The sequence below is a fragment of the Streptomyces sp. NPDC050548 genome (genome assembly GCF_044457385.1).
Taxonomy (GTDB): Bacteria; Actinomycetota; Actinomycetes; order Streptomycetales; family Streptomycetaceae; genus Streptomyces.
This window is the reverse complement of record NZ_JBITGV010000022.1, coordinates 84,549-97,327: the sequence shown is the minus strand read 5'-3', so window position 1 is coordinate 97,327 and position 12,779 is coordinate 84,549. Positions and strand designations below refer to the sequence as shown.

10 protein-coding genes and 1 tRNA gene are annotated in these 12,779 nt (G+C 69.2%); 7 read left to right on the top strand and 4 right to left on the bottom strand.

Going from position 1 to position 12,779, the window contains the following annotated elements; translation table 11 throughout:
• Positions 1 to 78: 78 nt before the first annotated feature.
• The 4 genes from ACIBJH_RS41235 to ACIBJH_RS41220 all read right to left on the bottom strand — a co-directional run bounded on the left by ACIBJH_RS41235 (position 79) and on the right by ACIBJH_RS41220 (position 2,985).
• Positions 79 to 321 carry a thioredoxin family protein gene (locus ACIBJH_RS41235; RefSeq protein WP_399122080.1) on the bottom strand — a complete coding sequence of 81 codons (243 nt, stop codon included), beginning with the start codon at positions 319 to 321 and terminating at the stop codon, positions 79 to 81.
• A 30-nt stretch (positions 322 to 351) separates the two neighbouring features.
• On the bottom strand, positions 352 to 1,401 hold the full coding sequence (locus tag ACIBJH_RS41230) for a permease (protein ID WP_399122079.1): 1,050 nt from the start codon (positions 1,399 to 1,401) through the stop codon (positions 352 to 354).
• Positions 1,398 to 1,757 (bottom strand): ArsR/SmtB family transcription factor, encoded by a 360-nt coding sequence (locus ACIBJH_RS41225; RefSeq protein ID WP_399122077.1) that lies wholly within the window; start codon positions 1,755 to 1,757, stop codon positions 1,398 to 1,400. Before ACIBJH_RS41225 ends, ACIBJH_RS41230 begins: the two co-directional genes overlap by 4 nt.
• Before the next feature lie 1,156 nt (positions 1,758 to 2,913).
• Positions 2,914 to 2,985: transfer RNA gene (locus ACIBJH_RS41220), tRNA-Arg, on the bottom strand.
• A 218-nt stretch (positions 2,986 to 3,203) separates the two neighbouring features.
• Here ACIBJH_RS41220 and ACIBJH_RS41215 point away from each other — a divergent pair.
• From ACIBJH_RS41215 to rho, 7 genes are all read left to right on the top strand, one after another.
• Positions 3,204 to 3,686: a response regulator gene (locus ACIBJH_RS41215; protein WP_399122076.1), complete on the top strand. Its 483-nt coding sequence runs from the start codon at positions 3,204 to 3,206 to the stop codon at positions 3,684 to 3,686.
• 185 nt (positions 3,687 to 3,871) lie between these two features.
• Entirely contained in the window at positions 3,872 to 5,053 is a 1,182-nt protein-coding gene (gene nrtL, locus ACIBJH_RS41210; protein ID WP_399122075.1) for an ArgS-related anticodon-binding protein NrtL, read from the top strand.
• 98 nt (positions 5,054 to 5,151) lie between these two features.
• Positions 5,152 to 6,549: a diaminopimelate decarboxylase gene (gene lysA / locus ACIBJH_RS41205; RefSeq protein WP_399122074.1), complete on the top strand. Its 1,398-nt coding sequence runs from the start codon at positions 5,152 to 5,154 to the stop codon at positions 6,547 to 6,549.
• A 155-nt stretch (positions 6,550 to 6,704) separates the two neighbouring features.
• Complete coding sequence (locus ACIBJH_RS41200; protein ID WP_399122073.1) at positions 6,705 to 7,997, top strand: homoserine dehydrogenase; 1,293 nt, start codon at positions 6,705 to 6,707, stop codon at positions 7,995 to 7,997.
• Between the two features lie 6 nt (positions 7,998 to 8,003).
• Positions 8,004 to 9,062 (top strand): threonine synthase, encoded by a 1,059-nt coding sequence (gene thrC, locus ACIBJH_RS41195; RefSeq protein WP_399122072.1) that lies wholly within the window; start codon positions 8,004 to 8,006, stop codon positions 9,060 to 9,062.
• A 280-nt stretch (positions 9,063 to 9,342) separates the two neighbouring features.
• On the top strand, positions 9,343 to 10,284 hold the full coding sequence (gene thrB, locus ACIBJH_RS41190) for a homoserine kinase (RefSeq protein WP_019073189.1): 942 nt from the start codon (positions 9,343 to 9,345) through the stop codon (positions 10,282 to 10,284).
• A 402-nt stretch (positions 10,285 to 10,686) separates the two neighbouring features.
• Positions 10,687 to 12,720 carry a transcription termination factor Rho gene (gene rho / locus ACIBJH_RS41185; protein ID WP_399122071.1) on the top strand — a complete coding sequence of 678 codons (2,034 nt, stop codon included), beginning with the start codon at positions 10,687 to 10,689 and terminating at the stop codon, positions 12,718 to 12,720.
• The last annotated feature ends 59 nt before the right edge of the window (positions 12,721 to 12,779 follow it).

The following is a 12,779-nucleotide window of genomic DNA, read 5'->3' as shown; positions in this document are numbered from 1 at the left end:
CGAAGACCTGCTGTGGGCCCACGACCAGCCACCGGGACTGGGCCGGCAGCGGCCGGGGAGGAACGACGACGACGGTCGTCAGCCGATGATGTTGGTAAGGAGTTCGCGGACCTGGGCGGGGGTGGGGACGCGGCCTGAGGTGAGGACTTTCTCGTCGACGACGAGGGCGGGTGTACTCATGATCCCGTAGGCGGCGATGGTGGGGTAGTCGGTGACCTTCTCGATGGTGGCGTCGAGACCGAGGGCGTTCACGGCTTCGCGGGTCGCGCGCTCCAGGGTGCGGCAGTTGGCGCAGCCGGGGCCGAGCACCTTGATGATCATGTGGGGTCTCCTTTCGGGATCGGGTGAGGGTCAGGCGAGGACGAGGTTGAACAGGTAGCCGACGGCGACGATGCCGGTGGCGACGACGGCCACGAAGGCGGCCAGCAACTGCGGTTTCAGGACGCGGCGCAGCAGAATCATCTCGGGCAGTGAGAGGGCGACGACGCTCATCATGAAGGCGAGCAGGGTGCCCATCGGGAGTCCCTTTTCGTACATGGCCTGGACGAGGGGCATGACGCCGGCGGCGTTGGAGTACAGGGGCACGCCGATGGCGACGGCGATCAGGACGCCGAAGGCGTTGCCGCCTCCGGCATGGGAGGCGAAGAAGTCGGCCGGCGCCCAGCCGTGGATGACGGCACCGAGGCCGATGCCGACAAGCAGATAGGGCCAGATCTTACGCAGGATCGTGGTGACCTCTTCGGCGCCCATCTGGAGACGCTGGGCGAAGGTGAGGCCGGCGGTGGAGTCGATGACCTGGCCGCCCAGGCGGGTCTCGAACACGAAGGGTTCGACCCATTTCTGTACACCGAGGCGGCCCAGGGTCCAGCCGGAGGCAACGGCCACACTCAGGCCCGCCGCGATGTAGAGAGCTGTGACCTGCCAGCCGAACAGGGTGAACAGCAGGCCGATCGCGATCTCGTTGACCAGCGGGCTGGCGATGAGGAAGCTCAGCGTGACGCCGATCGGGACGCCGGCGGCGACGAACCCGATGAACGCCGGTACGGCGCTGCACGAGCAGAACGGGGTGATCACGCCCAGGCCGGCGGCCATGACGTTGCCGACACCCTGCCGCTTGCCGCCGAGCAGCGCGCGGGTGCGTTCGATGCTCATGTAGGAGCGCAGGACGGTGACGACGAAGATGATGCCCACCAGCAGCAGAGCGATCTTGACCGTGTCGTAGCAGAAGAAGTGGATCGTCTCCGTCGGCCGGGTGTCGGCCCGTAGCCTGGCGACGTCGTAGAGCAGCCGGTCCCACACCCATCCGTTGATCCAGTAAGCGAGTAACCAGGCACCCGCGGCACCGGCCAGGGTCAGCGTCCTGCCGCAGGTCGAGGCAGGCAGCCGTTCGGCGATGCTCATGGCCGCACCCGCCCCGGCGCGGGCAGCCCGGGCAGCCCGGGCAGCCCGGGCAGCGAGGAGCGCATGCGGGCGAGTGCATCGTCGGCGAGGGCGTAGTCGATCCAGCGGCCCCGTCGGCTGGTGGTCACCAGACCGGACTCGCGCAGCACCTTGAGGTGGTAGCTGAGCAGGTTCGCGGCGATCGGCAGGTGCTCCTGCAGGCTGCACACGCATGCCGGTCCGTGCACGAGCTGTTGCAGCACGCTCCAGCGGACCGGGTCGGCGACGACCTGCAGCAGGGACACCGATGCGGCTGCCGCCAAGTCCGCTTCGAGCAGCGGTCCGACGGTCGTTTCAGTCCCTGTTGAATCAATCATGCTTGAAGTGTGGAACGCCCCGTTCCACCTCGACCCGGGCCGAAAGGGCATCGACACATCGACGAACGGACCTTCCTCCGTGGGCCGTTCGGCTCTGCTGAACGCGGCAGCCGCCGCTGCCGACACCTCATGGGATGGGGCGGCCGGTACATGGAGGGGGTGATCGGGTGGGTTGTCGCGTCCTGGCGTGGGCCCGGGCTCCGTACGCCGTCCGCGCGGTCAGCAGTGCCGGGACGCAGAGGTCGTCGAGGAGTCCGCGGACCCGGCGCTCGATGTCGTCGCGGATGGGCCGGACGTCGTCGACGGACTGGCCCACAGAGTCGTCCAGAGTCCATTCGAGGCCGACGCGGACATGCAGGCCAAACAGAGCAGCGCCTGCTGCACAGGCCCGGCCGAGGCCGCCGTGACGGAACCGGCCGTCGTGGACTCATGTTTTTTGATGCACCGATGACCGACCTCCAACGAGGCCGTGACCGGGGCGGAAGACCGGCGGCCTCGCGTCGCCCTGCCCGCCCTGTGCGTCACCCGGCTCACCAACTGGGGCATCGCCTTCCCGTTCTCAACGCCCGGATCACTGCTGATACCGGTCGGTCGCTGGCCGCCATCACCAGCGCCTTCTCGACTGCCTGATCGTCTCCGCGCTCGCCGGGGTCCCCGCTGGTCGCATCCTCGATTGTCGCGGCCTGTGCGCACGACAACTGCCTGGTTCGGCTGTGGAGTGGGGCAGAGGGGAACAGCGGCGGGTGCGCGCCGGCGTTTGACGGGCTGCGCCTTCGGGGCCTGCCGGTCCCCGTGCTTTGCGGCACTGAACTCACGTGGACCAGGTGGTAGGCAGAAACGGTAACGACCCACCAGACCGTGTGCGCTTCCGTGTGCTCTCGGACACATCAGGGCAGGTCACGCGCGGTTTGGCGAGTATCGGCGACAGGAATCCCATGGTGCCGCGCAGTTTTGGCATTTGTTGGCGAGCGAGGCCACAGCGCGCTCAGGTGCGTGCCCTTGGCCTGCGGAAATATTTCAGCAGGCGAGGTTATCCACAGGGTGTGCGGTGGTGTGTGGACTGAAACGAGCAACGGTCAAGTAGGCCGTGTGCGTTTTGGCATGCACAAGAAAGGCCCTGACCGGCGTTTCCGCTGGTCAGGGCCTAAATTTCCGGTGCCCCCGGCAGGATTCGAACCTGCGCACACGGCTCCGGAGGCCGTTGCTCTATCCCCTGAGCTACGGGGGCGTGTTCGTCGCGGTGTTCGTGGCGACGGGTAGAACCCTACCAGCTCCATACCCGTGTTCATGAACAGGTTTCCCGGTGGTCAGAGAGGTCGGCGGAGGGATGGTCCAGGAGGTGTCCCGGGTCGCTCGCAGGGGGTGGAAGTGGGGAAAACCCGGACGCGGTGGCCGGTCCGGACCTACTCTCAAGTTGTGCCAGGCGCGTCGGGTCGGGTGCTTGTTGTGGACGACAACAAGGTCATCCGGCAGTTGATCAGGGTCAATCTCGAACTGGAGGGTTTCGAGGTCGTGACCGCGGCCGATGGTGCCGAGTGTCTGGACGTCATCCACCAGGTACGGCCCGATGCCGTGACCCTCGATGTCGTGATGCCCCGGCTGGACGGACTGCGTACCGCCGCTCGGCTGCGCAGCGATCCCCGTACCCGTGATCTGCCCCTCGCCATCGTCAGCGCCTGTACCCAGCACGAGGTCGACAGCGGACTCGACGTCGGCGTCGACGCGTTTCTCGCCAAGCCCTTCGAGCCTTCCGAACTCATCGCGCTCGTACGGCAGTTGATCGAGCGTGGACGGCGTGACGCTACGGACGGACTGTCCATCGGGGATCCCTTCGGCGCGGGCGAGGTCGAACGCGCCGAAAGGGTCGACCGGGCCGAACGCGCTGGACGGGGCGAGCGGGCTGGACGGGGCGGTCGTACCGGCGGCTGAAACCGTCACCCACCCGACACTGCCCCCACCTGACGCCGGTTGCCCCCGGCGCTGGACACACCTCCAGCCCATTCCCCGCGAACCCCCACCCCGGCGTCCGCATCCCCACCCCCAGGCGTCCACATCCCGGACCCCCGGCCAAACCGGCTGGCCTACCCACCCCCCTCCTCCCCTACGCTTGTCCCGTGACCCCCGTCGAGCTCTCCCGTACCGTGCTGCGCGCGGTGCGCCGTGCTGTCGAGGGCGGGGAGCTGAGCGTGGTCGTGCCGGAGACGGCCTCGGTGACCGTGCCGGGGGTCGGCGGGTGGGGTGACTACGCCACCAACATCGCCCTTCAACTGGCCCGGCCCGCCGGAGAGACCCCTCGGCACGTCGCCGAGCTGCTGCTGCCGCATCTGGCCGGCGCGCAGGGCGTCAGCGGGGTCGAGATCACCGGGCCCGGGTTTCTCAACATCAGTCTGGGGAGTACGGCGTCCACCTCGCTCGTCGCGGAGATCCTGCGACGCGGACCGCGGTACGGGTTCGTCGACGACCGAATCATCGGCGATGACACCACCCCTGACGCCCCAGCCGCTCAGCTCGTACGACTCCATGCCCCCTACGAGCCACGCGCCCTCGTCGTCATGGACGTCGTCGCCCGTCTGCTGCGCTCACAGGGGGCCGTCGTCCGCACCAGCTGTGAGGCCCGGTCGCCCGAGCCGACCTGGGCGGCCGTTCTCGGTGTCGCCGGCGTCGACCCCCAGGAATCCACCCCGCTCGACCGGGACCGGGACCGAGACCTCGACCTCGCCCTTGAAGTCGTACGCCCCGTCCCCGTCCCCGTCCCCACCCCCGACATCGCCGCCCTCCTCGCCCTCGGCCGCGACGCCGCCCGCTGGGCCCTGCTCCATCCCGCCGCCCATGACCGGCCCCGTCTCGCCGCCGACCACCTTGTGCAGCGGGAGTCGAATCCGCTCTTCCGGGTCCGTTACGCCTACGCCCGCACCCGGGCCGTCAGCCGCAACGCCGCCGACCTCGGATTCACCGCCGAACCCGGCGACGTACAGGACACGTACGACGTGCAGGGCGTCGTAGAAGAGGTCACCACCTCCCTCAGGCGCCCTCTCGGCCCAGAGGTCACCCCCCTCCTCGCCGATCACCCCCGCGTCCTGTCCCGCGCGGCAGCGCACCGCGCGCCCGACCTGCTCGCCCGTCACCTGGTCGTCGTAGCCGATGCGACGCTCTCTCTTCTTCCCGCGGTGCTTCCGCTCGGGGACGAGAAACCCTTGGCCGCCCACCGTGCCCGGCTCGCGCTTGCCGAAGCCGCTGGGGCGGTGCTCGCCGGTGGCCTCTCCCTGCTCGGCATCGACGCACCCGAACACCTCTGAGCGCCAGGACCGAGCCGAGACCAGGTCAGACAGACACACAGACAGCAAGAAGTCACCGCTCGATCCTCGCGCCAGGAAGAGACAGAAGAGAACACGACATGAGCCGTTCCGCACACCCCGCAGGTCCCCGTCACGCCGATGTGCTGCCCGAAGGGCACTACTCCGGTCCCGCCGCCGACCTCAACGCACTCGACCCCAAGGTGTGGGCGCAGACCGTCACCCGCGACGACGACGCGAACGGTGTCGTCACCGTCGGCGGTATCGATGTGAAGACCCTCGCCGAGCGGCACGGGACCCCGGCGTACGTTCTCGACGAGGACGACTTCCGGCAGCGTGCCCGGGCCTGGCGTACCGCCTTCGGGCACGACGCCGACGTCTTCTACGCCGGCAAGGCGTTCCTGTCCCGTGCCGTCGTGCGGTGGTTGCACGAGGAGGGGCTGAATCTCGATGTGTGTTCCGGGGGAGAGCTGGCCACCGCCCTTTCCGCCGGTATGCCCGCCGACCGCATCGCCTTCCACGGCAACAACAAGTCCACGGACGAGATCCACAGGGCCATCGAGGCCGGTGTCGGGCGGATCGTCCTCGACTCCTTCCAGGAGATCGTCCGCGTCGCCCACATCGCGCAGTCCCTCGGCAAGCGGCAGCGCGTGCAGATCCGTATCACTGTCGGCGTCGAGGCGCATACGCACGAATTCATCGCCACCGCCCACGAAGACCAGAAGTTCGGGATTCCGCTGGCGGGAGGGCAGGCCGCCGAGGCCGTACGGCGCGCGCTTCAGCTCGACGGGCTCGAACTGATCGGGATTCACTCCCACATCGGGTCGCAGATCTTCGACATGTCCGGGTTCGAGGTCGCCGCCCATCGTGTTGTCGGGTTGCTGAAGGACATTCGGGACGAGCACGGCGTCGAGCTGCCCGAGATCGACCTCGGGGGCGGGCTCGGGATCGCGTACACCAGTGATGACGACCCCCGCGAACCCCACGACATCGCCAAGGCGCTCACCGAGATCGTCACCCGCGAGTGCGACTCCGCCAAGCTGCGGACTCCTCGGATCTCCGTCGAGCCCGGGCGCGCCATCGTCGGGCCCACCGCCTTCACGCTCTACGAGGTCGGCACCATCAAGCCGCTCGACGGGCTGCGGACGTACGTCTCGGTCGACGGTGGCATGTCCGACAACATCCGGACGGCGCTCTACGACGCCGAGTACAGCGTCGCTCTCGTGTCCCGTCGCTCCGATGCCGAGCCGATGCTCGCCCGTGTTGTCGGCAAGCACTGCGAGAGCGGGGACATCGTGGTCAAGGACGCGTTTCTGCCGGGGGATCTGGCACCCGGTGATCTCATCGCCGTACCGGCCACGGGCGCGTACTGCCGTTCCATGGCCAGCAATTACAACCATGTGCTCCGGCCGCCGGTCGTCGCCGTGAAGGACGGCGAGTCGCGGGTCATCGTCCGGCGGGAGACCGAGGAGGACCTGCTCCGGCTCGACGTCGGTTGAGCCGCACTCCGCAGAAACGAATGGGGTGGAAGATCTCTCGTCTTCCACCCCTGTGAAAATGAAATCGATGTCTCACGATCCGGACTATGGATAGAAAGTCCCGTCCGGTGAGTGAGACTGGTCCAACCGATGACGGTATGAGGAAACGAGGTCGGATGATGCGTACGCGTCCGCTGAAGGTGGCGCTGCTGGGCTGTGGAGTGGTCGGCTCAGAGGTGGCGCGCATCATGACGACGCACGCCGACGACCTCGCCGCCCGCATCGGCGCACCGATCGAGCTGGCGGGAGTCGCGGTACGGCGGCCCTCCAAGGTCCGTGAAGGCATCGACCCCGCCCTCGTCACCACCGACGCCACCGCCCTCGTCGAACGCGGCGACATCGATGTGGTGGTGGAGGTCATCGGGGGTATCGAGCCCGCCCGGTCGCTCATCACCACCGCCTTCGAGCACGGCGCCTCCGTCGTCTCCGCCAACAAGGCGCTGCTCGCCCAGGACGGCGCCGCCCTGCACGCCGCCGCCGAGCGGCAGGGCAAGGATCTTTACTACGAGGCCGCCGTCGCCGGGGCGATTCCCCTCATCCGGCCGCTGCGTGAGTCCCTCGCGGGGGACAAGGTCAACCGCGTGCTCGGGATCGTCAACGGGACCACCAACTTCATCCTCGACAAGATGGACTCGACCGGCGCCGGGTACCAGGAGGCTCTCGACGAGGCCACCGCCCTCGGGTACGCCGAAGCCGATCCCACCGCCGACGTCGAGGGGTTCGACGCCGCCGCCAAGGCCGCCATCCTCGCCGGAATCGCCTTCCACACGCGCGTGCGTCTCGACGACGTCTACCGCGAGGGGATGACCGAGGTCACCGCCGCCGACTTCGCCTCCGCGAAGAACATGGGCTGCACCATCAAGCTGCTCGCCATCTGCGAGCGGGCCGAGGACGGCGGGTCCGTCACCGCGCGCGTGCATCCCGCCATGATCCCGCTCAGCCACCCGCTCGCCTCCGTCCGCGGCGCCTACAACGCCGTGTTCGTCGAGTCCGACGCCTCCGGGCAGCTGATGTTCTACGGCCCCGGAGCGGGCGGTGCCCCCACCGCCTCCGCCGTCCTCGGCGACCTCGTCGCCGTGTGCCGCAACCGGCTCAACTCGACCACCGGGCCAGGGGAGTCGGCGTACGCCGGACTGCCCGTGTCGGGCATGGGCGAGGTCGTCACGCGGTACCACATCAGCCTCGACGTCGCCGACAAACCGGGTGTTCTCGCACAGGTCGCCACCGTGTTCGCCGAGCACGGTGTCTCGATCGATACGGTTCGGCAGCAGGGGAAGGACGGCGAGGCCTCTCTCGTCGTCGTCACGCACCGCGCGTCCGACGCCGCCCTCACCGGGACCGTCGAGGCGTTGCGCAAGCTCGACACCGTGCGGGGTGTCGCCAGCATCATGCGGGTTGAAGGAGAGTAACCAGCAATGACCCACCAGTGGCGCGGAATCATCGAGGAGTACCGGGACCGGCTCCCGGTGTCCGACAGCACGCCGGTCGTCTCCCTCCGCGAGGGCGGCACGCCCCTCGTGCCCGCGCAGGTGCTCTCCGAGCGCACCGGCTGCGAGGTCCACCTCAAGGTGGAGGGTGCCAACCCCACAGGGTCCTTCAAGGACCGCGGTATGACCATGGCCATCACGCGGGCCAAGGAGGAGGGCGCGCAGGCCGTCATCTGCGCCTCCACCGGCAACACCTCCGCGTCCGCCGCCGCCTACGCCGTGCGCGCCGGGATGGTCTGTGCCGTTCTCGTGCCGCGCGGCAAGATCGCGCTCGGCAAGATGGGCCAGGCCCTCGTGCACGGCGCGAAGATCCTCCAGGTCGACGGAAACTTCGACGACTGCCTCACCCTCGCCCGCGAGCTGAGCGACAACTACCCTGTGGCGCTGGTGAATTCGGTCAACCCGGTGCGCATCGAGGGCCAGAAGACGGCCGCCTTCGAGATCGTCGACATGCTCGGCGACGCGCCCGACATCCACGTCCTGCCGGTGGGCAACGCGGGCAACATCACCGCGTACTGGAAGGGCTACAAGGAGTACGCCGGCGACAAGATCGCCCGGCAGACTCCGCGCATGTGGGGGTTCCAGGCGTCCGGGTCCGCGCCCATCGTGCGCGGCGAGATCGTCAAGGACCCGTCGACCATCGCCACCGCGATCCGCATCGGCAACCCGGCCTCCTGGCAGTACGCGCTCGCCGCGCGGGACGAGTCCGGCGGGTTCATCGACGAGGTGACGGACCGTGAAATCCTGCGCGCCTACCGCCTGTTGGCCGCACAGGAGGGTGTTTTCGTCGAGCCCGCGTCCGCCGCTTCCGTCGCCGGTCTGCTGAAGGCGGCCGAGCAGGGCAAGGTCGACCCGGGCCAGACCATCGTCTGCACGGTGACCGGAAACGGTCTGAAGGACCCCGACTGGGCCGTCGCGGGCGCCCCGCAGCCGGTCACGATCCCGGTCGACGCGCCGACCGCCGCCGAGCGACTCGGACTCGCGTAGAACGACGTTTGGCGCGTCCCGTAGGGGAGTTCCCCGCGGGGGGTGCACAGGGGGCTTACGACACGCATCGTGCGCCTCCTGTGCGCCCTATGTCGCCACAGAACCTTCCTTCGATAGGCTGTACCGAACCCGCCCGCCGCATATGCCTGCGCGCATGGCTCGGCACCGCGCCGTCTCCACGGCCCGAGGGTCTCCACGTACCTATCGGATGTCATCGAACTTCATCGCACTTCATCGAATGTCTTCGACAATCACGCAGCTCAAGGAGAGTCATCGAGCGATGGCCGGTCCAGCCTTCCGCGCCGCCGCCGTCCGGGTGCGCGTCCCCGCCACCAGCGCCAACCTCGGCCCGGGCTTCGACGCCTTCGGCCTCTCGCTGGGGCTCTACGACGACGTCGTCGTCCGTGTCGCCGACTCCGGGCTGCTCATCGACATCGCGGGCGAGGGCAGCGAGACCCTCCCGCGCGACGAGAACCACCTCCTCGTACGGTCCCTGCGCACCGCCTTCGACCTGCTCGGCGGACAGCCGCGCGGCCTGGAGATCGTCTGCGCCAACCGCATTCCGCACGGCCGCGGCCTGGGCTCCTCCTCCGCCGCCATCTGCGCCGGCATCGTCGCCGCGCGCGCCGTGACCATAGGCGGGGACTCCAAGCTCGACGACACGGCCCTGCTGGAGCTCGCCACCGAGATCGAGGGCCACCCCGACAACGTGGCGGCCTGTCTGCTGGGCGGTTTCACGCTCTCCTGGATGGACGCGGGCGCCGCACGGGCGATCAGGATGGACCCCGCCGGTTCCATCGTTCCGGTGGTTTTCGTGCCCGGGAAGCCCGTCCTCACCGAGACGGCGCGCGGCCTGCTCCCGCGCAACGTCCCGCACGTCGACGCGGCCGCCAACGCGGGCCGCGCCGCACTGCTCGTCGAGGCCCTCACCCGCCGCCCCGAACTGCTGCTGCCCGCCACCGAGGACCGCCTGCACCAGGAGTACCGGGCACCGGCCATGCCCGAGAGCGCGGCGCTCGTCGAGCGGCTGCGCGCGGACGGGGTGCCGGCCGTCATCTCCGGTGCCGGGCCCACCGTGTTGGCACTGGTCGACGCCGACAACGCCGACAAGGTCGCCCATCTCGCCGGCGAGGGCTGGGCCGCCAACCGGCTCGATCTCGACGAACAGGGCGCGTGCGTCCTTCCGCTCGCGGCCCCGAGCAGCGCCCCGAGCAGCAATTGACTACGTACCGTCGCCGGATTTCGAGAGGGGGAATGTTTGTTGGATCCGGTAGTGTTAATCTCAAGTCTGCACCCGACCCCACCATGGCGAGGTGCTTGTTGTCCCCGTCAGGGACAGACATTCTTCCGGGAGCCTCCCAAACCACACTCTGTTCCGTCCGGGCACTGAGTGGTTCGCCGGGCACGCTCCGGAAGCCGGGAAAGCTCCGGAATTGGTGCGACCAAGCAACGTGACACAGCCACTCGGTGCCACTGCTTTGGGAAGCGCCGTCACCAGAAATCTCTTCCGCCGCTTAGGCGGACCACCGCCCCGGCACGGTTCACACAGCAAGAACCGAAGCCGGACAGCACAACCGGTCGCCGAGCCAGACAGGCCGACGTCCGCTCCAGGGAAGGACCCTTCGTGAGCGACACCACCGATCTGATGGGCGCGCGTGTCGAGGAGACCGCTGCCGCGCCCGCCACGGACGCCTCCGCGCCTGCCACCGGTGCCGGCTCCCGGCGGCGCCGCGGTACCGGCCTCGACGGCATGGTGCTGGCCGAGCTGCAGCAGGTCGCGTCCGGCCTCGGCATCAGGGGCACCGCGCGGATGCGCAAGAGCCAGCTGATCGAGGTCATCAAGGAGGCGCAGGCGGGCGGAGGTGCTCCGGCCAAGGCCGAGACCGCCACCGAGACCAAGCCCAAGCGCCGCGCCACCTCCAAGACCCGTACGGGCGACGAGACGGTCTCCCCGGCCGAGGAGAAGGCCGAGAAGGTCGCCGCCGAGAAGGCCGTGGCCCAGCAGCAGATCGAGATCCCCGGCCAGCCGGCCAGCGACGATGCGCCTGTTGAGCGCCGTCGTCGCCGGGCGACCGCCGAGGCGGGCAGCCCCGAGACGGTCGTCGCCGAGGTCAAGAGCGAGCCGAGGGCCGAGACGCCCGCCGCCGCGCAGGGCGAGGCCAGGGGCGACGCGGGTGACGACGGCCGTCAGGGCCGCCGTGACCGCCGTGACCGCGACCGCGGTGGCCGTCAGGACCGTGACCGCGGCGACCGCCGCAAGGGCGACGAGCAGCAGGGCGGCGGCCAGCAGCAGGACCGCCAGCAGGGCGGCGGCCGTCAGGACCGCCAGCAGCAGGGCCAGCAGCAGAGCGGTGGCCGCCAGGACCGTCAGGACCGGCAGCCGCGCGACAACGGCCCGCAGGACGACGACGACTTCGACGGCGGACGCCGTGGCCGTCGTGGCCGTTACCGGGACCGTCGTGGCCGTCGTGGCCGTGACGAGTTCGGCGGCACCGCCGCGGGCGAGCCGCAGGTCGCGGACGACGATGTCCTGATCCCCGTCGCGGGCATCCTCGACATCCTCGACAACTACGCCTTCATCCGTACGTCGGGCTACCTGCCGGGTCCGAACGACGTGTACGTCTCCCTCGCCCAGGTCCGCAAGAACGGCCTGCGCAAGGGCGACCACGTCACCGGCGCGGTCCGCCAGCCGAAGGAGGGCGAGCGCCGCGAGAAGTTCAACGCGCTCGTGCGCCTCGACTCGGTCAACGGCATGGCGCCCGAACACGGCCGCGGGCGGCCGGAGTTCAACAAGCTGACGCCGCTGTACCCGCAGGACCGGCTCCGTCTGGAGACCGACCCGGGTGTGCTGACGACCCGCATCATCGACCTCGTCGCGCCGATCGGCAAGGGCCAGCGCGGTCTGATCGTGGCCCCGCCGAAGACCGGCAAGACCATGATCATGCAGGCGATCGCCAACGCGATCACGCACAACAACCCCGAGTGCCACCTGATGGTCGTCCTGGTCGACGAGCGTCCGGAAGAGGTCACCGACATGCAGCGGTCGGTGAAGGGCGAGGTCATCTCCTCGACCTTCGACCGCCCGGCCGAGGACCACACCACGGTCGCGGAGCTGGCCATCGAGCGCGCCAAGCGCCTGGTGGAGCTGGGCCACGACGTCGTCGTCCTGCTCGACTCGATCACGCGTCTGGGCCGGGCCTACAACCTCGCCGCGCCCGCCTCCGGCCGCATCCTCTCCGGTGGTGTCGACTCCACGGCGCTGTACCCGCCCAAGCGCTTCTTCGGTGCCGCGCGCAACATCGAGGACGGCGGCTCGCTGACCATCCTCGCCACCGCGCTCGTCGACACCGGCTCGCGCATGGACGAGGTCATCTTCGAGGAGTTCAAGGGCACGGGCAACGCCGAGCTGAAGCTCGACCGGAAGCTCGCCGACAAGCGCATCTTCCCCGCGGTGGACGTCGACGCGTCCGGTACCCGTAAGGAAGAGATCCTGCTCGGCAGCGACGAGCTGGCCGTCACGTGGAAGCTGCGCCGGGTGCTGCACGCGCTCGACCAGCAGCAGGCGATCGAGCTGCTCCTCGACAAGATGAAGCAGACGAAGTCGAACGCCGAGTTCCTGCTCCAGATCCAGAAGACCACTCCTGGCAACGGCGACTGAGGGAAGTCAGCGTCATCGGAGGGCCGCCCCCTGTTGTGGGGGCGGCCCTCTGCGTTGTC